We start from the raw sequence: 21,107 nt of genomic DNA on the forward strand, positions 1-21,107 counted from the left end.
TTGAGCGCACCTACTTGCCTAAGTTCTAGCAGAATAGCATGGAAAACAAGGTTTAATGATTTTTGGTTAGGCGATCGCGAGAGGTCTATTTTGGTAACAATTAAGTGTAGAAATGTGACGTTTTCCAATATCCAAGCAATTATTTTTGATAAAAACGGGACTCTGGAAGATTCTGAAGCTTACTTGCGTACTCTCGCACAAAGAGGCGCGCGGATCATAGACGCGCAAATTCCTGGAATTGGGGAACCATTGTTAATGGCATTTGGCGTTAATGGCGATCGCCTCGATCCAGCGGGTTTAATCTCGGTGGCGAGTCGCCGTGAAACAGAAGTCGCCGCAGCTGCTTATATTGCCGAAACTGGACGGGGATGGTTTGAATCTTTAACGATATCTCGTCAAGCTTTGGAAGACGCGGAAAAATATGTTGGCAAGACTCCTTCACCTTTGTTTGTAGGTAGCTTGGAAGTGCTAAAGTCTCTATCGGAAGCAGGACTGAAATTAGGAATTCTTTCAGCAGCAACAACCCAAGAAGTGCGTGCTTTTGTCCAAAATCATCAATTAAGTGATTATATCCAACTAGAAATGGGAGTTGATGAAGGTCCAAGTAAACCAGATCCAATTTTATTTGTGAATGCTTGCCAAGCTTTAGGAGTGGAACCAAGTGCCACGCTGATGGTAGGAGATTCTGTAGGTGATATGCAAATGGCTCGTCATGCCAAAGCTGCTGGTTGCATTGGTATTACTTGGGTAGGGAAGGCGGAGAATGTTAAAGGTGCGGATGTGGTTATTAATCAACTCGATGAAATTCAAGTTGTCAGTGAATGAATTGCATCTACAGCAGAATTCAGAACTCAGAACTCAGAACTCAGAAGTAAAAAGGGCTTTCTGTCTGGCTTTTAGACGACAGCGTTGTACTTCATTTACTTGCAAGGTGCTGTATGTAACTACACTTTATCCAACTATAGGAATCCGGTTTGATTTTTGAAAATATACGTAGGGGAGCCAGTGCGTTGCGGAGCCAGTACTGCAGGAGGGTTTCCCTCCGTTGTAGCAACTGGCGTTGTGTTAGCGCGAGAGTACGGCAATACGGTTCAGTTAAGGAGTATTTGTAACAATTTCATGCGTGTAGAGACGTGCCATGGCACGTCTCTACATTAAGTGTCGCACCTAAAAAAATCTTATCTGAACCGTATTGGAGAGTACGGCACCAAAACCTTGACAATGGTGCGTTAGGATGAAATCCGTAACTACATACCTGATTATCTACGACTGCCAACATCATCACACAGCTTGCGATCGCCATCCTGAACACTGCGGTTATATTTCAAATAATCATGCGCCCAAGCGCAACCCCGTGCCAGTAAGTCATCCAAATCCAGATTCCACAACAATACCGTCGTGTCAAAACTGCCAGCAATTGTCTTACCATCCGAACTGAATGCCACGCTCGTGACAATACTGCTATGCCCAGTCAAGGTTTTGAGTTGCTCCCCCTTGAGATTCCACAACCGTACCGTCTTGTCAAAACTGCCAGAAGCGATCGTCTTGCCATCCGGACTGAATGCCACACTCGTGACATAACTGCTATGCCCAGTAAGGGTTTTGAGTTGCTCCCCCTTGAGATTCCACAACCGTACCGTCTTGTCATCACTGCCAAAAGCAATTGTCTTGCCATCCGGACTGAATGCCACGCTCTCGACATAACCGCTATGCCCTCTCAGGGTTTGGAGTAGCTGCCCGTTGAGATTCCACAACCGTACCGTCTTGTCATCACTGCCAGAAGCAATTGTCTTGCTATCCGGACTGAATGCCACGCTCGTGACATAACCGCTATGCCCTCTCAGGGTTTGGAGTAGCTGCCCGTTGAGATTCCACAACCGTACCGTCTTGTCATTACTGCCAGAAGCAATTATCTTGCCATCCGGACTGAATGCCACGCTCGTGACATAACCGCTATGCCCTCTCAGGGTTTGGAGTAGCTGCCCGTTGAGATTCCACAACCGTACCGTCTTGTCATTACTGCCAGAAGCAATTATCTTGCCATCCGGACTGAATGCCACGCTCTCGACATAACCGCTATGCCCAGTCAGGGTTTTGAGTGGCTCCCCCTTGAGATTCCACAACCGTACCGTGTTGTCATCACTGGCAGTAAACCTTTCACCGCTGCCAGTAGCAATCGTGTTGCCATCGGGACTGAATGCCACGCTGTTGACAGAACTGCTATGCCCACTCAGGGTTTGGAGTGGCTGCCCCTTGAGATTCCACAACCGTACTGTAGCGTCCCAACTGCCAGTAGCAATCGTGTTGCCATCAGGACTGAATGCTACGCTCATGACAGAATTGCTATGCCCACTCAGGGTTTGGAGTTGCTCCCCCTTGAGATTCCACAACCGTACCGTGCGATCCAGACTGCCAGAAGCAATTGTGCCATCCGGACTGAATGCCACGCTCCAGACATAACTGCTATGCCCACTCAGGGTTTGGAGTTGCTCCCCCTTGAGATTCCACAACCGTACCGTGCGATCCAGACTGCCAGAAGCAATTGTGCCATCCGGACTGAATGCCACGCTGCTGACACGGCTGCTATGCCCAGTTAGGGTTTTGAGTGGCTGCCCGTTGAGATTCCACAAGCGTAGCGTGTTATCATCACTGCCAGAAGCAATCGTCTTGCCATCCGGACTGAATGCCACGCTCCAGACACGGCTGCTATGCCCAGTTAGGGTTTTGAGTTGCTCTCCCTTAAGATTCCACAACCGTACTGTAGCGTCCCAACTGCCAGTAGCAATCGTCTTACCATCCGGACTGAATGCCACGCTATGAACACCATCGCTATGCCCACTCAGGGTTTTGAGTAGCTCTCCCTTAAGATTCCACAACCGTACCGTCTTGTCACTACTGCCAGTAGCAATCATCTTACCATCCGGACTGAATGCGACGCTGCTGACAGGGCTGCTATGCCCAGTCAGGGTTTTGAGTTGCTCCCCCTTGAGATTCCACAACCGTACCGTGCGATCCAGACTGCCAGAAGCAATCGTCTTGCCATCCGGACTGAAGGCGACGCTGCTGACATGAGCGCTATGTCCTTCCAGTCGGTTATGTTCACTTATCTCATAAACAACCTGCTGGAGAGTAGCAACTGCTTTCATGCGGTTGCCTGGTTCTATATCCTTGTCCAGAAGTTTGACTCGTTTGCCTAACTTCAAACCTTCTAGCAAAGCCTCAAAATTTAAATGTGATAAGACAAACAGGTTTTCTGAAGTTAGACTTTGCGCGAGGATTTGTGCATTAACTCCCAGTCTCTCTGCTTCTGCTTTTGCGTTATTTGCTTCTTTTTCTCGTTGTTGGGCAATGTCTCGCTGTTTCTGCGCTTCTTGCTGACGTTGCACAGCTAATTTTTCAGCAGCTTGGGTTTTAGTGAGAGCATCAGCTATTTGTAATTGACGTTGTTCAGCAAGTTGACGTTGTTTTCTTTCAGCTTGTTGAGCAGCTTTGGTTTTGGTGAGAGCATCAGCTAACTGTACTCTACGTTGTTCACTCAGTTGACGTTGTTTTGCTTCTGCTTGTTGAGATGTTTCTGCTCGCTTTTGAGCTGCCTGTGCTTCCTTGGCGCGTTGTTGAGCTAATTTCTCCTGTCTCTGAGCATTTGTAGCCTCCTTCTTTGCCGAATTACGTTGTTTTTCTGCCTCTTGTTGCTGACGTAATGCTTCTTGTCGCTGATTGACTGCTTCTTGACGTTGCTCGTTAGCATAAAGTGCCAGTGCACTCATTGCAACAGAAAATACCAACGCTATTGCAAGATATGGTAACAATGGCTTGTAACGCTCCCAAAAATCCCGCAAATTCAACGGCAAATGTTGATTCACCCACTTTAAATCAAACACTTGCCGATAAATTCGATTCCGCACCTGCAAAACATTTTGCTCACGCCGCACCACACCCGACAGCTTCAGATGAGACTTGACTATTGATTGTTCCTCATCCAGAACCGACTTACCCCGGCGAACCTCTCGATAAACAGTCAAAACACCTTCTTTATCTGGTGCGCGTTTAGTCAACATATCACGCACGAACTGCAAGTTATTATCTTGCTCGCTCATTGCACCCAAGAAAGTACTGCTCACCAAGCTGTCAACATCAGCTTTTGACCAACTTTTTTTATTCTCCTGGCTAACAATGCAACAAAGCCGTTGTGATAAATATGGATGTCCTCCTGTCCACTCCAGCATCCATCTCAGCACCTGTTGCACTTCCTCAGTATGCAGCCCCAGTCCGTCACCCAGAAGTTTTGCTTCTTCAAACGTGAAATCAGTCAAGTCAACGCGCTGACCAATATTAAACGGTGTACGCTTAGGATCGCGTATCAAATCGCCTGGAGTTGCGACACCAATCAAAACAAAGGAAAGACGCTGATACTCTAGATTGGAAGCGCGAGCAACATAGAGATAGCGAATAGCAGCAAAAAAATCGTCAGTAAAATCTAGGCTAAGAGTCGTATCAATTTCATCAACAAAAATCACGACAGATGAAGCAACTTCTTTCAGCAACACATCCTGAAAAAATGAAGTCAGCCGCTGCGTAAAACCCAGATGAGAGCGTTCTTGCCACCACTGCACTACATCTGTATCCAGCATCAAGGTTCCTTCAATAATTGTAAGTAACCCCAGATACCATTGTTCCGCAGTCACCTGCACGCCCACCTGCGTCAAATCAATCGTAACCGTCTGAATTCCTTCTTCTGCGAGTTGTTCAGCAGTCCGCACCATCAGACTAGATTTACCCATCTGGCGTGAGGTGAGGATGTAAGCAAACTTCCTTTCTCGACACAGCGCCAACAATTCCTCATCCGCTTTGCGGGGAATGTAGACACCATTTTGGTTGGCTTGCACAGTACCGCCAACAGTGTAGATGCTTGAGTTACTCACGCAAGTTCTCCCGGAAATAGTTGGCGTAAAGCTGACAGCGTGGCAAAACTACCCGTCCTTCCTCGCGCACCAAACCCGCACCCCGCAACCGCCAGAAGATACGCTTATCGTCGCAGGTATTCTGACGAATGATTTGCAGCAGTCCTTGGATCAATTCTGTTTTATCATGTAGCAGCGAGAGATGCCGACGCAGATGCTCCCCAAAAGGACCACTATCAGCAGTCGCATTGGCAAACAACTCAGTCGTGGAAGTTTGCTGACTCGCGACTAAATAAAGCGCCCGACGCACCAAATAAGGATGCCCACCCAACAAAACTATCAATTGTCTTTCCTGACTGGAGTTGAGGGGTGAACCGTGACGGCGATTGAGGTCAGTCACTTGTTCTGGTGTAAAATCTTGTAATTCAATCACCTGCCCAACATTAAAAGGTGATTGGTTAAGGTCGTCAATCAGTTGATAAGGTTCCGTGGAAGTGACCAGCGTCAAATCCAGCTGCTTCCATATGGGTGTTGTGGCGCGGCTATTGTGCCAACTCCGTAACATTCCAAAAAAATCATTGCGGAAGTCAGCGTCAAAAACCTTATCCACCTCATCCATCGCCAAAACAAGAGGCGTTTTGCCCAACTCTTTTAAAATATGGCGTTGAACATAGCGCGTGCAACGTTGGCTGTTCCCAAGCGGCGTCTTCCAATACTCCTCCACTCGGTCTTCCATTTCCAATTCATAAGTCAGCCAGCGGCAAAACCGCTGAAAGAAAAGTTCAGCATCTGTCAGGGCGGCTTTGTCAAAAAGTTGGAAATCCAAAAAAGTAACTCGCTTACCCGCGTTCACCGCAGCTTCAATTGCGCGAATCAACAGCGAACTCTTACCAACTTGTCTGGGTCCTTTAATCGCAATAGTAACTCCCCGCTGTGCAATTGTCCTGATGGCAATAGCATCCGATGGACGTTCCACATAAAACGCAGATTGAGTGTCCATCGTTCCTTCTGGCATTTCCAACGCCACTGGCTGTGCTGAAGCAAAAGGTCGAGGTAAGGGTGAAGGTTCACTCGTCTCAAGTAAAGCAGCTTTGGCTTGCGCCGCATCAAAAGGCAACTCTCCACCTGAGATAGCTTGTGTCAACTCTGCTATCAGCCGTGGCGTATCCTCCGCACTTTGCCAAAAAGCCCAGTTGATATCGTTAAGGTAAGCACTCAAAGGATACTGGAATGGTTGCCGATATGCTAAACGCACCGGGAGAATAGCGGGACGCCCTCCCTGCACTTGTGCAAACTCATGCGCCATCCGGATTTCTTGCTCAACCATCTCGCTGTGAACTGACCGCGCCGAAAGGAAAACGATGAGAAAATCAGCTTGACGAATTTCCGCTTCGATGCGTTCAGCCCAACGCGTACCTACCAACATCGTCTGGTCGATAAAGACTTCGTGTTGTTGCGACAGCGCTTGAAAAATTTCTAAAGCGACTGGTTGATCTGGCTCAACATCACGCTTATAACTGATAAAGATGCGTTGGCGCGTTGTCTTCTGTGCAACGGGACTATTGAGTGATTTTCTTTTAAGCACAGGGGTTTGGTATTCCTTCAAACCAATAAGCTGAGAACAACCCAAATCATAGGCAAACTCCACCTCTTCCCCAGCCGCTAAAGCATCGTAAAACGCCACCGCAAAATTAATCGCAGCCTTATCTCCTATCGTCGAATTCATACCAATCACATACTCAATGTGTTGGCTAATCGCTTCTGCTTGCACCTCTGAATAACAAGCGTTCAGCAGAACACACTCAACCCCTTTTCTAGCAAATAGCTTAAACATACCGGAGAGCGCATCTGCCTGCACTAACGCTATTTGCCCCGTGTCATCTTCCAACACAATGCCATCTTCCCCAGCACCGTGTCCGCACAAGTGTACAATCTGGGGTTGAGTGTCCAAGATTGCTCGGTAAAAATCGCGCGATCGCCCTTTGGGCGGCTCCTCTGGAGCATCGCACTGCCCATTTCTGCTCTAATTTAAACTGCTCCCGCTTGTTTGCGCGTCGCAATCCCTCATCAATTTCCCGTACCTCTTCATCTAGTCGTAACGCAGAAGTTTTTCTTGGATTCGCCGCCAAGAGCAAAATTGTTTTGACACACGTGTTATTACTCATTAGCGAGTATGAGAAAGTTTGAGAATTTACATATTGACAAATTTATTGAGATATGTATAAAACACCGATTCAGCACAGTGCAATATCTTATTGATACCTATTATCTTATAGAGAAAAGCAAAATCAACTTATGCGGTCTATTGCTCTTGGTGACCTGGTACGAAGAAACTTGACTACCAAATCTTTGATTTGGTGTGGGAGGATGTCACACCCACCCTCCTCGTCACCCAGTTTTACACCTTATAAGGGGTAGGTTGAAAACCCCGTGGCTATGCCTTCGGCACGCTGCGCGAACAGCCCGGGGATGAAAACCACAACGTAGGCTTTAGCCTACCGTGATGTTTGGTTTGGGAAGTTTAGAAATGTATTTCCGAACCAAGTCAGACATTGAACAACCTTGTTTTTCCGCTTCTTGTTGTAGTTGAAGGAATTCGTACTCAGATACTCTGATATCTAGCTTTTTTGTTCTTGACATATCCCGCCAATTGTCAGTACAATCAAGTATAACAGGCACGGTAATCAACCTGTATAAAAACCTAACTGCCTAACGGCTTTTCTGTTCCTTGACAATTGAATCTATGCGGTTCTACTGCATTGTTCTAGTTTCCTCCTAGCAGTAGGTAAAAGATTCATAGGAGCTAGACGAATCAGAATTCTGAAACGATTTGTTTCAATCTAAACAGGACTTGCAAAAAATGCAACTACCGAGGGGCACTCGGAAAGTTAACGCTTGGGGAGAGTCCCACCTCTGGGTTAGATGACGCAAGGAACCTAATCTAAGTGGTCTCAATGAACCAAGAATCCCCAAGATTCCGAACAAATGAGCGTAGCGAAATTTGTTCAGCCAGGGGAGTGTCAATTCTCTAAAAAAGCCGCCGTTTCCGCCTCTTCTCAGATTCTTCTTGCAAGGGTACTACTTCAGCTTCACTACTCTCGCGTGCTACCCGAATTAGCAAACCAGCTGCTAGCAAACTAGCAATCATTGAATTCCCACCATAACTAAACATGGGCAAAGGCAAACCAGTAGTAGGCAAAGCTCCAGTCGTAACTCCAATATGGAGTAATGATTGTCCCACCATCAAAATTGTCACGCCAATCCCCACGAGTCGATATACTGGATGCTTTGCCTTGAGGGCTACAACTAATCCTAGGGTGGCGTATAAAGCAAGCAGTAACAACAGCACCATACTACCAACGAAACCAAACTCCTCAGCAAACACTGCAAAAATAAAGTCAGTGTCCTGAATTGGTAAATAAAACTGCTTTTGTTGAGAAAGCCCAAACCCAGCACCCCATGTGTTACCAGAACCCACTGCCAGTAGGCTTTGCACCAACTGGTAACCATCCCCACTCGCATCAGCCCAAGGATTGAGGAACGACATCACCCGTTTGCGCTGATACTCTCTAAAGGTAACACTGAGTATAGCTAAAAATACTCCACCAACAGCTGTTCCTCCTAGGTACTTGTAAGGCAATCCAGCTGCTAGGGCAATCAGCCAAATCGTTATGCCGCAAAGTGAAGCAGTACTCAAGTTGGGCTGTGCCAAAATCCCTAGAATGACAAAACCGAAAATACCGAGCCAGGTGAAGCGAACGCGCCAACTCAGTCTATCCCACTGACCAAAAAGTTGAGCACTTTGCAGCACTAAAAAGGGCTTAATTAACTCGGAAGGTTGAATCGGAACTGGTCCGACGAGCCTGCGAGCCGCACCAAGTTCTGTCTTTCCCACTCCTGGAACCATGGTGACGAAAATTAATCCCAGCAGCAGGAAGATAAACCAATTGGATAACCCCAAAATCCTACGCAAGGGCAAATGAACAACAATATTGAATACTATTAAACCTACTAGCACCCATAGGATTTGACGCTTAAAGTAGTACAGCCCATCATGGTGACGGACATCAGCTACAGCATAGGATGCCGAAAATAGCATGACTACCCCGACAAACAGCCAAACCATTGTTAACCAGCGCAATAAACGCGCCTCTAATGCCCAGCTAGATACGGAGTTGTCAAATAATGGAATCAAGCGGCGTAGATTCACGATGAATAAAATTAAGGTCTAATCGTTCGAGTTGACGTTAATGATACCAAGTAGCATTCAAACAAGAGATGACTTTTACACTTGGAAACGTCCTGGAGAAGCTTTGACTACAGCTTACACACAATTGCCGATTAAGCGGTTAATCAGCGTTTAAGCAGAAGACCTATGGCGCGGTGTATGTACGCTCCCACTGGCTCATTAGTAGGCTTGAAGACCAGTGCGTAAAGCATGATTCCGCTCATCAGGTCAAAAACTATATTACTAAGTTTCGAGATTGGTTAGGCGATCGCAAGAACCCGGCAGTAGCCGCGAATTCGTATCGGCTCAATAATTTGGTTTGTAATCCCTTCAGTACAGTTAATCTGTCTTTGTTGGGAGTTGTAAAGTAGACCGTATACAAAGGGTTACACACTACATTGGTGGTATAGTTGACTCCAGCAACACGGGCACCAGTCTGGTCAAACTGCTGCCAGGGACTGCTAGCTAGCCCAGCTTCATAGATTTCACTTTTCTCGCTTTCAAAACAAGGGTGGTTTTTGATCAACAGGTTGGACAAATGCCCTGCTGACATGGAGATGCCAATATCCTCTAAAAACTCTAACAGTTTGCCTTGGGTCATATTGCCTCCATAGTACAAACTAATCACCAAGGCTTTTATTCCCGGGCCAAATTCTCCAGAGTAACCTAGTGGTAGTTCTGCCAGATAAGTTTTTCCTTCAGACGGCGAATAGTATTTCTGTTTACGGAATAATACGTTATCGGCTGCCAGGGTGATGTCTTGAACGATTACTTCCTCGTAACCTTTGAATTGTGCATCTGCTGGCAGTCATTCTAAGGGATACTCCAGTATTTCTTCTCGGTCTATTTTTAGATGAGCATTTTTGCTGCCCTTGGAGTGGTTTTTCAGAGTCTTTCGTTCTTCTTCTGATGAGTGGTTGTTTGAGAACCCTCTCGGTTTTTTGGCTTTGATGTCTGGCTGACCCTGTTCTCCCTTGAGGCGGTTGTTTTCGTCTCTTAAGCGTTGGTTTTCTTCTCGTAACTCTTTTACTTCTGTATGTAATTGCTCTATCAGGTTCAGTAGTATCTCTACTGTTTGACGCAAGGACTCCTCTGCAATTTCCTTCGGGTTGATGGTTTGCACTAAAGTCTCTACTAACTTTTCACTCGATTGCTTTTGCGTCATCTGTCATATTCTACGACGCTATGTGTTCCTCGCTCATTTTTTTATTTTTCTCGACTACCCCTGTTTATTGAGCCGATACTGATATATGACGACTTGATGAAACGCCAAGGTCTACTGTATAGGACACAACAAATGCCAAGACCCTCAGCAAAATTACTTAGAAGTGACATAGGAGAAAAGTCATGGTTGGATTTAGTACTTTTAATCTATGACCAGGACGTTAGATTTGGTACTTTTACCCCATGCTCAAAAAGAATGTAAATTCCTATGATTGTGATGTTGAACTCAATAAATTGGTAACGAGGTCACAATGAAACTCAAACTTATGATGATGTTGTCTTCAGTCATTGGGCTTGCTTTTGTGGCTGTTCCCTTAGGCGTACAAGCTTTACCCAGTGCGCCAAATCAAGTTTTGCAGGCGCAGAGGTTTCCACAACAAGGAGCACCCGGTCAACGTCCAAATATAAACCTGAGTGATGACCAAAAAGAGCGGTTAGAGGAGATTAACAAAGAAACCCGCGAAAAAATTGATGATGTTCTCACATCAGAACAACGACAAGAATTAGAAGAAAAGACAGCTGCAATGAGAAACCGTAGAGGTGGAACACAGGGTGGGTTTGGTGGACCAGGTGCTCCTACTCAGGCAGGAGGGGGCAATGATCCTTTTGCCCAACTGAATCTGAGCGACGATCAGAAAGAAAAAATTCAAGAGATTGTGCAGTCGTCTCAAGAAGAAGTGAAATCGGTTTTAACTGATGAGCAGCGCGAACAAATTGAGCAATCTCAGCAAAATATGCCAAAGCGACCTCAGTGATAATCAACCTGACCTTTACTTCAAAAATGTCCAAAACCTTCTGTATCAGTCTCTCTAAAGACCTTAATTGTGTAGAGGGAGTATAAAGGCTTTCCACACATTCCACATGTATTCCACATGGCTTTATAACTACATGACTTTACCCCATCTTGCAAATGGGGTTTTCTTTTTTGATGCCACAAAAAAGAGGTCACTTGACCTCTTTACAACTCCCTACAATTTGAATTAGGTCTATATTAGGTCTAGAAGAATTACAGCAACCCAGTGTTGGCTCCCTGCTTACCAGTTGCCAACTCTACCTTAACAATTCTGCCGCCCATTTTTTGAATCCGCTGCTGTTCGCGGAACCAGTTTTCGTAGGGAACGAGCTTGGTGAAGAAAGTGTTTTGCAGTTCACGCTGGGTACGAATCCGAGTTTGGCTAGGAACACAAGCAGTAACCTTAAACATCCGCATGATGTTAAATCTCCTATAGTGATGTGAAAACTTTTTTATTTCAAAATTGTGAGTGCATATTTTTATCTAATCATTCAAAGGCTGGAAATCAAGCATCAATACTAGACCCTTAACACTCATCACACATCATCTTTAGCAAGATAAGCGATTAAACGTTCTAGCACTCACGATTGATTTCCAGACCTTAAGGGAGCCGCACTTAAATGATTAAGTGCAACCTAGCTCTTAGCTCAAGCCAGAGGAAATATAGTCGAAGTAAACACCCATTTCCTTACCAGCATCAGGACCTACCAAGCTAGCGGTAACTTCCTTCATAGCTTGGATAGCTTGCACGGTAGCACCGATGGGTACACCTAAGGAGTTGTAGGTTTCTTTCAAACCATTTAGTACGCGCTCATCCAGGATGGATGGATCGCCAGCCAACATAGCGTAGGTGGAATAGCGGAGGTAGTAATCTAAGTCGCGGATGCAAGCAGCATAGCGACGGGTGGTGTACATGTTACCGCCGGGACGGGTGATGTCAGAGTACAGCAGGGACTTAGCCACAGCTTCTTTTACAATTGCAGCGGCGTTAGCAGCGATGCTGGTCGCAGCACGTACGCGCAGTTCGCCAGTTGAGAAGTAGCTCTTGAGCTTTTCTAGAGCACCAGTGTCCAAGTACTTACCTTGAACGTCCGAAGAGTTAATAACAGCGGTAATTGCGTCTTGCATGTTGTTATTTCCTTATTTCCAACCGTATTGCAACACTTCTGTTTCAGCAGGGAAACAGGTTTATCTTATTGCATCGCACCGACTAGGTAGTCGAAGTAAGCGCCTGCTTCACCAGCGTCTTCAGCAGACAACAGTGATGCAGCAACGTTCTTCATAGCGTTGATGCCAGAAGCTACACCATCGATAGGAGTACCGAGAGACCTGTACATTTCACGGACGCCGACAACGCCGATTTCTTCGATGGGGGTGACATCACCAGAGACAACTCCGTAGGTGATGAGGCGCAGGTAGTAATCCAGGTCACGCAAGCAGGTAGCGGTCATTTCTTGACCGTAAGCGTTACCACCAGGAGAAACAACATCAGGGCGCTTTTGGAACAGTTGGTCACCAGCTTGCTTAACGATACGCTCGCGGTTGTCAGTTAAAACTTGAGCAATGCGGAGACGACGCTCACCACTGGTAACAAAGCCCTTGATCCGATCCAATTCGCCGGGGCTAAGATAACGAGCTTCTGCATCAGCATTCACGATGGCTTTCGTGACGATACTCATTAATGGAGTCCTCCAGTACTAATGAAACCAGAATGTTAAACTGGTGCGAATTTATTGGTTAACGGTAGCTCTGTTTTCTCGTTTTTTTAGACACAACAGCTTTGGGGCTGCTGCATTTAGTACATTCCGAGTCTGCTTGAGTAATGACTAGTACACAAGCTTCTAAACTCAACTACCTTCCGGAATTATTTTCGGGCATTCTGTTGAGCAAATATGACTGCTCTTAACACTTTGTAACATTGCTTTTCATGTTTAGTGTCATGCCCACATCCTGAAAGCAATGTTAAGAAAGTTTGCGGGTTATTAAAGCAAGGGAAGATAGGGGAGTAGGGGAAGACACGGGTGCAAATTCCCCCTTGTCCTCCTTGTCCCCTTTTCCTAGCTTTAACGCAGGCTAGACCGTCCCGTAATCACAGCAGGAGATAAGCTAGACCAGGACTGCTTCACCAAGTCAGCCGCCGCCTTCACGCTACCGAGGTAGTTACCTGCTGGTAGGGATGGGAAGCGACCATAAGGCACCACATCCTCACCAAAGTACCGAGCATACTCTGGGCTATCTACGATCGCCTCTACAGCGGCTCTTAAACCGCTATCTGCCAGCAATTTGTTGTAGGAGCGAATTTCCGCTTGGGTGGCTGGTGCGCGTCCCAACAGGTGACGGAAGAGGAACTCAATCACCTTGGTGTTGGGATAGGGCGTGTAGAAGCGCTTGCGATAGATTTCTGAGCTAGCCAGTTCACGGACAAATTCCCGCACAGAAATTTCGCCATTCCGCAATCGGCTATCCAAGTCAGTACGACGGAAGTAGTCAGGAACTTGACCACTAAACACATCCAGCACCTGACAGTAAATGGCGTTTATCACCTGTTGCATTTCTGCTTGGTTTGCGCCTACCGTCATGCGGTAAATGCGTGCGGGTTTGCGGCGGTTTGTACCCACACCCACTTCAACCGACTGTCCACGACCATCGTTGAAGGAACGACCCAGTTCTATAAACAGCGGCTTGCTCTTGTCCATTTCACGAGCCTTTGCTGCCATGTCTGCGATCGCCTTCGCCAAAATCGGCATCTTGGCAGAATCCATCCGCGCTTGCACTGGCTCAAAGCTGGGTACGACCACTTCCTTACTTTGCTTGGTCAGCTGGTTGTACAACTTCTCAGTATTCGGGAAGTTCGCCGCTGGCAAGGTTGGGAAGCGGTTATAAGGCACCGTATCTTCACCAAACGCTTGGAGATACTCAGCGCTACTGACCATTGTCTGAATAAAGGCGCGAAGTCCCTGACTTGCAAGTATTTGATTATACTTCCGAATCTCCGCTTGGTCAATCGGCGCACGACCCAAGAAGTGCTTGGTTCCTAATTCGATAACCTTAGTGTTGGGGTAAGGTGTGTAGAATTCTTTCTGGTATAGGTTAGAATAACCCAAGCTTTCGATGAATTCCTTCACAGTGATTTCGCCATTACCCAGCCTGCTTTGTAGTGCGGTGAATTCATTCTGGGCAACGTATGGTGCAATATCGCGCTCGAAAATCTGACGGTAAGCAGCACCGATAATAGTTGCCACAGCACCTTTATCGTTGATACCTGCCACCAACTTAAAGATTTTCCTTTGTTCGCGCTGCTTGCTAACTCCTTGGTTAATGCGGAACTGAATATCTGGTTCCGTCCGCATTTGTGTCACAGTACCGAGTTCTACAAAGCGCGGTGTTTCTTCCTTCTCAACCTTCGCGCCAACATCCTCACGAATGCTACCAACGCGCAGTTGTCGCAATGCTACACCTTGGGGAGTCAGATACCGTTCGTAAGGAACTGTATCTTCACCAAAAGCTTCGCTGTACTCTGGGCTATCGATGATGGCGTCTACCACCCCGTAGAAGCCCTTCTTGGAAGCGATGTCAAAGTATTTGTTGTTTTCTTGACGACCGTAGGTCGGACGACCTAACAAGCGGCGGTGGATGTACTCATTCGCTTTACAGACATAAAGCGGAGTCCAGTACAGCTTGCGGAACAAATCCGACTTTGCCAAAGTACGGATAAACTCTCGCATCGAGATTTCGCCGTTTTCCAGCTTGATTTCCGCAACTTTCAGGCGCTGACCTTCGTAAACATCGCGACCGAAAACTTGCAGGTAAGCTGCCCGAATCACCGCTTGAGTAGAGCTTTCAGAGAATTTAACGCTGGTTCCTCTGGGTGATTTTTTCCCTCTTGTCCCAGGTAGCTGATCTAAGCGGAACACCTTTGGCCCGAGAGTACCAGGAAACTCACCCCGCGCTCTAGGATTGCTGTTTTGGTTGTTAATTCCAGGACCTTGGTGAATCAGGATGCGCTTGGTATCCTTACCAAAAGGAGCTGGACGAGTGCTGGGGTTCCTGGTTTCTTTCGGGAAAATTGCCCCAAACTGAATTTCTAGTGGGTCGTTACCAGAACCATAGGGATGCTGGTCAGGGAGGGGCTGATCGTAATCAGCAAAAGTTGTGAGAAACTGAGGGACTTTGCGGAAAGGCGCACTGTAGTTAAACAGGTCTTGCTGTGGTCCCCAGTTGCGGCATTCTTGCGCCTCTTGACCCAGACCCCGGATATATGGGACTGTTTCTTCGCCAAAGTAATCGCTGTATTCCTGAGAATCTACCAAAGCATCGATTAAACCTGGCAGACCGCCTCGGGAAACAATATCAAAGTATTTTTGGACTTCTTCCCGGCTACTTGGTCCGCGTCCCAAGAAGTGACGGAAAGCAAGTTCTAGGGCACGGCTGTTGATAAAAGGCTGATAAAACTGTTTTTGGTAAAGTGGAGATTTGCCAAGGCGGCGGACAAATTCTTTCATCGAGATCGTGCCGTTCTTCACCTGAGATTCCAGGTTAGAAATCGACTGACCGTAAGCACGGGTAATATCGCGCTCAAAAATTTGCCGATATACAGCTTTGACGACCTCATTTTTCTCGGCTGCTGACAACCCAGGCTTCATCACAAACTTGGGACGCCGTTCTGCCGCATTAAAGTAAATTTGGGGCAGCTGCAAACCTTGTTGGTCGCCGGAAGGACGTTGGCGCAGTTTATCCGAAGGAGAGGGTGCTTTGAATTCTCCAATCAAAACATCCATGTACTGAGACACAATGTCTACTGCCTCAGCATCTTTACGGAAATATGAAATCGCTGCGACTTTCATTTCCTGCAAAGCAACAATTGTCGCTTCACCGGAGCAGGCGTTTTCAATAATTTCTCTCAAACCACGCGTGTTGACAGCGATGATATTGGGGTCACCAGCCACAATCGCATAGGTAGCGTAGCGCAAAAACCACGACAAGTCCCGCAGGCTTTTCGCCATATTAGCAGGACCATAACGGGCGATGTTGATTGGTCGGAAACCCGGAGGAGTCGGACCACTGGGCGAAGTGTTAAAGATTGCTCGCAAATTTTCTAAGAAACCACCACGACTTTCTACGTAAGTGACGGTTCCTAGTTTCATGCTCTCTCTGACATCAGCCGATACGCCAGCCATCGCCAGTTCTGGTTCTCTGGGCTTTTCCAAGAAAGCCATTGGCGAACCACCCACGAAAATCCGGTTGGCAGCACGGGAAACAATAATTTCAGAATTTTCCGTGAGCGTCTGGGCAATTTCTAGACGCTTGGCACCAGATGCAAAATACCTTGCCAGTTCATTGAGTTCGCCAGATCCCAGAAAGCGGTCTTGCTGCTCTGCTTGGGAAATTGTTGATACTGCTAGGGTTTGATATAGTTGCGGACGCGCAACTGAGCTTCCACCACTTGCCTTAACACTCATTAGATTTGTAAAACTCCCATCATATTTTTTTTGTGTTAAGTCTGGGTTGCTTTCAGGCTTGACACATGGCGTGTAGTTGTGCTTTCAGACTGCTGCCTTCAAGACTGCCAAAAAAAATTAACCCAGTCAGCTTTTAGATTAGAACGTTTTGAGATTCCTCTGTGGCTTTATTAAGAAGTGTGTAGAAACTATAGTATAAATGTATCACTTCTTCAAGCAGATGCTGTCGCTTCTCTGAGAAGAAGTTTAAGATTTGTATCAAAAATTCACAAAACTACGCAACCACCCTGAGTGTAAGCCCGCCTTAGCATTCTGACTGGAATAAAATGCAGAACCTTGGTTGCAGCCCTTCAGGCTGCAACCGCCTCAAAGAGTAACTTTGGGTACACATCTAGTTGATAAAGGTTCTGCATTTTATTTTGTCTCCGTCCCTTAGCAAAGCTTTTATCTGTGCCACCAGTTCCTTGGCGCTGAATGGCTTGGTAAGATAATCGTCCGCGCCAATTGCCAGTTTTTGAATGTGATCGCCCCATGAAGGCTTCTTTACTCCAAATGGTCGGGAATTGTGGGTTACTGTGCGTGGTGAAGATTATATCTCTGTTATTGAGCCTGTAGCCCAAAAAGAAATTCTGTGAGGGACTCTAAGTGTCCAACATTCGCTAAACTCAGAAATGCTGCCATCATCCTCACTATGTCCGATTCTCAAACGATTAGCGCTGCTGTTGCCAAACTCTACAACACCTACCCCTTTCCGCCAGAACCTTTACTGGATAAGCCACCTCCCGGCTATAACTGGCGTTGGAATTGGTTAGCTGCTTATAATTTCTGTAGTGGTCAAAAACCCCAAAAGCAAGACATCCGCATTTTAGATGCTGGTTGTGGTACAGGTGTGGGGACTGAATACCTTGTCCACCTCAATCCTGCGGCTCCTGTTGTTGGAATTGACCTCAGTGTTAAGGCTTTGGAAGTTGCAAAAGAGCGTTGTCAACGTTCCGGTGCAAACCGCGTTGAGTTTCATCACCTGAGCTTGTACGATGTGGAACAGTTACCGGGTGAGTTTGATTTTATCAACTGCGTTGGTGTGCTGCATCACCTAAGCGACCCCATTCGTGGGATTCAAGCCTTGGCGAAGAAGTTAGCCCCAGGCGGGTTGATGCACATTTTTGTCTACGGTGAGTTGGGACGCTGGGAAATTCAACTCATGCAAAAGGCGATCGCACTTCTCCAAGGTGACAAGCGGGGCGACTACCGTGATGGGGTTCAGGTTGGTCGGCAAATTTTTGCTTCTCTACCACAAAATAATCGTATTGTCAAGAAGGAAAAAGAACGCTGGTCATTGGAAAATCAGCGGGATGAATGTTTCGCCGATATGTACGTGCATCCCCAGGAGATAGATTACAACATTGAGACGTTGTTTGAACTCATTGATGCTTCAGGATTAGATTTTGTTGGTTTTTCTAATCCTGGTTTTTGGCTCCTAGACAGACTTTTGGGCAAAGCGCCAGAGTTAATGGAACGGATAGCTGGGTTAGACGAGCGTCAGCGTTATCGCTTGATAGAATTATTAGACCCAGAAGTAACGCACTACGAATTTTTCCTGAGTCGCCCGCCTCTACCCAAAGCTGACTGGTCTGCTGATAATGCAGTGCTTGCAGCAATTGGTGAGCGAAATCCTTGTATGGATGGTTTTCCCAGTCAGTGTGTCTTTAACTACGATTACCAGATTGTGAATTTATCAGCCCTTGAATTAGAGTTTTTACAAAGGTGCGATGGTCACTCAACAGTAGGAGAGCTTTTGACAAGCCTGCAACTGGGGTTGGATAGCGTGAGAATGCTCCTGAAGCAACAGCTAATTTTGTTGACACCAAGATGAGAATCAAAATGCCCAAATACTAAGGATGCAGACGAGAAAGTAAAAGGTAGAATAGAAATTAAGAGATGATCTGCTTTTCTCTTGTTGCTACTCCTCATCTCCCCATAACTGTTAACACGGAATTTAAGGATAGAGGGATAGGGTAAGGATTTGTCCTATTTATCCTGTTATGTTCCGTGTGAAAAATCGTTTTTGTACTTGGTCCGTTTTCTCCTGTTCCTTTTTGGTGACAATAAGTTAATTGTTTTTTTCTAAAGTATTGTTACCCAATCGTGATATGATTCAGCTGGCTGAAGATGCAGTCAACATAATTAGCTGTACTGGTTTCAAGTCCCGTGAGCTTGTCAAACGAATCAACTGATCCCACACCGACAATACGACAAGATTCAAGACCTGGTTTTGAGGACACAGAACCAGTAAACTCTATGCAGGAGTTTTATAAACTCTATCAAGAGTTGTTACTCATCACTCTTGTCTTGACAGGGATTGTTTTTATCTCTGTGTGGATTTTCTATTCCCTAAACATTGCCTTAAATTATTTGCTTGGGGCATGTACGGGTGTGGTTTACTTGAAGATGTTGGCAAAAGATGTTGAGCGTTTGGGTACAGAGAAAAACCAGTTGAGTAAAACTCGATTAGCGTTATTAGTAGGGATAATTCTACTAGCATCCCGATGGAATCAACTGCAAATCTTACCCATATTTTTGGGATTTCTTACCTATAAAGCAACGCTCATCATCTACGTAGTTAAGATGGCAATTGTCTCTGACTCGCCAAAGCTCCGGCAACAATAAAAAGGCTCACGCGCTCTTTGCGGAAGAATAATCCAGACCGCAAAATCGCTCCTCTTCTCCAGTTAATATTGGAGAGGTATAGATAGGTTAAGAAAATGCTCAATTTTCTGAACGTTTTCAATTCTGTTCCCTTTGCAGAATTGGAAGTGGGGAAGCATCTGTACTGGCAAATTGGCAATTTAAAACTGCATGGGCAGGTGTTTCTCACCTCCTGGTTAGTCATTGCCTTGCTGGTGTTAGTTTCTATCGCTGCAAGCAGTAATATCAAGCGAATTCCGAGTGGGATACAGAACTTCATGGAGTATGCCCTAGAATTTATTCGGGATTTGGCGAAAAACCAGATTGGCGAGAAAGAATATCGCCCTTGGGTGCCATTTGTTGGCACTTTGTTTTTGTTCATTTTTGTGTCAAATTGGGCAGGGGCGCTTGTTCCTTTGAGGCTGATTAAATTACCAGAAGGCGAACTAACAGCTCCCACCAGTGACATCAACACAACTGTTGCCTTAGCATTGTTGACATCATTGGCGTATTTTTACGCTGGGTTCAGCAAAAAGGGCTTAGGGTACTTTGGCAACTATGTCCAACCTGTGGCTTTTATGTTGCCGTTCAAAATTATTGAAGACTTTACCAAGCCTCTTTCCCTAAGTTTCCGTTTATTCGGTAACATCTTGGCAGATGAACTGGTTGTTGGAGTGCTGGTACTACTGGTACCTTTATTCGTTCCTCTGCCAGTGATGGCTTTGGGATTATTTACCAGCGCCATCCAAGCACTGATTTTTGCCACCTTGGCAGCTGCTTACATCGGTGAAGCGATAGAAGAGCATCATGGTGGTGAAGAGCATCATTAGTCATTGGTCATTGGTCATTAGTCTTTACAAAGGACAAATGACTAATGACAAAATCCAACTCATATCGATTCAGTAAATAAGGAAAGAATAACATGGACCCATTGGTTTCTGCTGCTTCCGTTTTAGCTGCTGCTCTTGCTGTAGGTTTAGCTGCTATTGGACCTGGTATTGGTCAAGGTAATGCTGCTGGTCAAGCTGTAGAAGGTATTGCTCGTCAGCCAGAAGCAGAAGGTAAAATTCGCGGTACGTTGCTGTTAAGCTTGGCGTTCATGGAAGCGCTAACTATCTACGGTCTAGTGGTTGCCCTAGTCCTACTGTTTGCTAACCCCTTCGCATAATAACAAGTGCTGAGTGCTTAGTCAGTATTGAGTGCTGAAGTAGTGAGTGCTGAGTAAAAATTACTCAGAACTCAACACTCAGGACTCATAACTCTATGGCTTTCGGGGCTGAACTAACAATAGAGGAATATGCAAGGATGATACACTGGACGACCTTATTAGCCGTAGAAAAGGTTGCCAAAGAAGGAGGGCTATTTGACTTAGATGCTACCCTGCCTTTGATGGCAATTCAGTTTCTACTTTTAGCCATAATTTTGAACGCGGTTTTTTACAAACCTCTGGGCAAAGCTATTGATGAGCGGAATGAATACGTTCGCAACAATCAATTAGAGGCACAGGAGCGCTTGACAAAAGCAGAGAAATTGGCGCAGCAATATGAGCAAGAATTAGCAGGAGCAAGACGGCAAGCACAAACAGTAATTGCTGATGCTCAAGCTCAGGCTCAGAAAATTGCTGCCGAAAAAACAGCCGAAGCACAGAGAGAAGCTCAGGCGCAAAGAGAACAAGCATCTCGTGAAATTGAGCAGCAGAAACAGCAAGCTCTGGCAACGCTTGAGCAAGAGGTCGATGCTCTTAGTCGCCAAATACTAGAAAAGCTTCTAGGAGCTGATTTAGTAGGTCAGCGCTAAAAAACAAAATAGTTATTAAG

At 46.1% G+C, this 21,107-nt stretch carries 18 protein-coding genes and 1 pseudogene; 7 read left to right on the forward strand and 12 right to left on the reverse strand.

Going from position 1 to position 21,107, the window contains the following annotated elements:
* Positions 1–90: 90 nt before the first annotated feature.
* Complete coding sequence (locus MAS10914_RS0117250; protein ID WP_026082615.1) at positions 91–825, forward strand: HAD family hydrolase; 735 nt, start codon at positions 91–93, stop codon at positions 823–825.
* Positions 826–1,259: 434 nt separating this feature from the next.
* Here MAS10914_RS0117250 and MAS10914_RS0117255 read toward each other — a convergent pair whose 3' ends face one another.
* The 7 genes from MAS10914_RS0117255 to MAS10914_RS0117275 all read right to left on the reverse strand — a co-directional run bounded on the left by MAS10914_RS0117255 (position 1,260) and on the right by MAS10914_RS0117275 (position 10,294).
* Positions 1,260–4,922, reverse strand: a complete 3,663-nt coding sequence (locus MAS10914_RS0117255; protein ID WP_017317199.1) for a WD40 domain-containing protein — start codon at positions 4,920–4,922, stop codon at positions 1,260–1,262.
* Positions 4,915–6,852, reverse strand: coding sequence for an AAA-like domain-containing protein (locus tag MAS10914_RS31650; protein ID WP_017317200.1), 1,938 nt, complete (start codon positions 6,850–6,852; stop codon positions 4,915–4,917). The genes MAS10914_RS0117255 and MAS10914_RS31650 overlap by 8 nt, the downstream gene beginning before the upstream one ends.
* Positions 6,779–7,066 carry a hypothetical protein gene (locus tag MAS10914_RS35640; protein WP_232224180.1) on the reverse strand — a complete coding sequence of 96 codons (288 nt, stop codon included), beginning with the start codon at positions 7,064–7,066 and terminating at the stop codon, positions 6,779–6,781. Before MAS10914_RS35640 ends, MAS10914_RS31650 begins: the two co-directional genes overlap by 74 nt.
* A 325-nt stretch (positions 7,067–7,391) precedes the next feature.
* Positions 7,392–7,541 carry a plasmid mobilization protein gene (locus tag MAS10914_RS36655; protein WP_408605896.1) on the reverse strand — a complete coding sequence of 50 codons (150 nt, stop codon included), beginning with the start codon at positions 7,539–7,541 and terminating at the stop codon, positions 7,392–7,394.
* Between the two features lie 388 nt (positions 7,542–7,929).
* Positions 7,930–9,111, reverse strand: a complete 1,182-nt coding sequence (locus tag MAS10914_RS0117265; RefSeq protein ID WP_026082616.1) for an FtsW/RodA/SpoVE family cell cycle protein — start codon at positions 9,109–9,111, stop codon at positions 7,930–7,932.
* Between the two features lie 253 nt (positions 9,112–9,364).
* On the reverse strand, positions 9,365–9,730 hold the full coding sequence (locus MAS10914_RS30435; RefSeq protein WP_017317202.1) for a hypothetical protein: 366 nt from the start codon (positions 9,728–9,730) through the stop codon (positions 9,365–9,367).
* Positions 9,731–9,937: 207 nt separating this feature from the next.
* Complete coding sequence (locus tag MAS10914_RS0117275; RefSeq protein WP_017315956.1) at positions 9,938–10,294, reverse strand: hypothetical protein; 357 nt, start codon at positions 10,292–10,294, stop codon at positions 9,938–9,940.
* Positions 10,295–10,604: 310 nt separating this feature from the next.
* On the opposite strand from MAS10914_RS0117275, the gene MAS10914_RS0117280 reads away from it, so the two are divergent.
* A complete protein-coding gene (locus MAS10914_RS0117280) occupies positions 10,605–11,108 on the forward strand; it encodes a hypothetical protein (protein ID WP_017317203.1) in 504 nt (167 codons plus the stop codon).
* Positions 11,109–11,359: 251 nt separating this feature from the next.
* Here the strand turns inward: MAS10914_RS0117280 and MAS10914_RS0117285 are convergent, their stop codons facing one another.
* The 5 genes and pseudogenes from MAS10914_RS0117285 to MAS10914_RS35005 form a co-directional block, all read right to left on the reverse strand.
* Positions 11,360–11,563: a phycobilisome linker polypeptide gene (locus tag MAS10914_RS0117285; RefSeq protein ID WP_017317204.1), complete on the reverse strand. Its 204-nt coding sequence runs from the start codon at positions 11,561–11,563 to the stop codon at positions 11,360–11,362.
* Positions 11,564–11,788: 225 nt separating this feature from the next.
* Positions 11,789–12,274 carry an allophycocyanin subunit beta gene (gene apcB / locus MAS10914_RS0117290; protein WP_017317205.1) on the reverse strand — a complete coding sequence of 162 codons (486 nt, stop codon included), beginning with the start codon at positions 12,272–12,274 and terminating at the stop codon, positions 11,789–11,791.
* Between the two features lie 65 nt (positions 12,275–12,339).
* Positions 12,340–12,825: an allophycocyanin subunit alpha gene (apcA, locus tag MAS10914_RS0117295; RefSeq protein ID WP_017317206.1), complete on the reverse strand. Its 486-nt coding sequence runs from the start codon at positions 12,823–12,825 to the stop codon at positions 12,340–12,342.
* A gap of 384 nt (positions 12,826–13,209) precedes the next feature.
* Positions 13,210–16,605 carry a phycobilisome rod-core linker polypeptide gene (locus MAS10914_RS0117300; protein ID WP_017317207.1) on the reverse strand — a complete coding sequence of 1,132 codons (3,396 nt, stop codon included), beginning with the start codon at positions 16,603–16,605 and terminating at the stop codon, positions 13,210–13,212.
* 430 nt (positions 16,606–17,035) lie between these two features.
* A pseudogene (locus tag MAS10914_RS35005) lies at positions 17,036–17,116 on the reverse strand (response regulator transcription factor); the annotation flags it as partial.
* 180 nt (positions 17,117–17,296) lie between these two features.
* Between MAS10914_RS35005 and MAS10914_RS0117310 the strand changes: the two are divergent.
* The 5 genes from MAS10914_RS0117310 to MAS10914_RS0117330 all read left to right on the forward strand — a co-directional run bounded on the left by MAS10914_RS0117310 (position 17,297) and on the right by MAS10914_RS0117330 (position 21,087).
* On the forward strand, positions 17,297–18,478 hold the full coding sequence (locus MAS10914_RS0117310) for a class I SAM-dependent methyltransferase (RefSeq protein ID WP_017317209.1): 1,182 nt from the start codon (positions 17,297–17,299) through the stop codon (positions 18,476–18,478).
* A gap of 335 nt (positions 18,479–18,813) precedes the next feature.
* Complete coding sequence (locus MAS10914_RS0117315; protein WP_017317210.1) at positions 18,814–19,272, forward strand: ATP synthase subunit I; 459 nt, start codon at positions 18,814–18,816, stop codon at positions 19,270–19,272.
* Between the two features lie 95 nt (positions 19,273–19,367).
* The gene (gene atpB / locus MAS10914_RS0117320) at positions 19,368–20,120 is read left to right on the forward strand and encodes a F0F1 ATP synthase subunit A (RefSeq protein ID WP_017317211.1); all 753 of its coding nucleotides are present in this window, start codon (positions 19,368–19,370) and stop codon (positions 20,118–20,120) included.
* Between the two features lie 92 nt (positions 20,121–20,212).
* The gene (gene atpE / locus MAS10914_RS0117325; protein WP_010994186.1) at positions 20,213–20,458 is read left to right on the forward strand and encodes an ATP synthase F0 subunit C; all 246 of its coding nucleotides are present in this window, start codon (positions 20,213–20,215) and stop codon (positions 20,456–20,458) included.
* 137 nt (positions 20,459–20,595) lie between these two features.
* A complete protein-coding gene (locus tag MAS10914_RS0117330) occupies positions 20,596–21,087 on the forward strand; it encodes a F0F1 ATP synthase subunit B' (protein WP_017317212.1) in 492 nt (163 codons plus the stop codon).
* Positions 21,088–21,107 lie beyond the last annotated feature (20 nt).

Origin of the sequence: Mastigocladopsis repens PCC 10914 (genome assembly GCF_000315565.1) — a bacterium.
Taxonomy (GTDB): Bacteria; Cyanobacteriota; Cyanobacteriia; order Cyanobacteriales; family Nostocaceae; genus Mastigocladopsis; species Mastigocladopsis repens.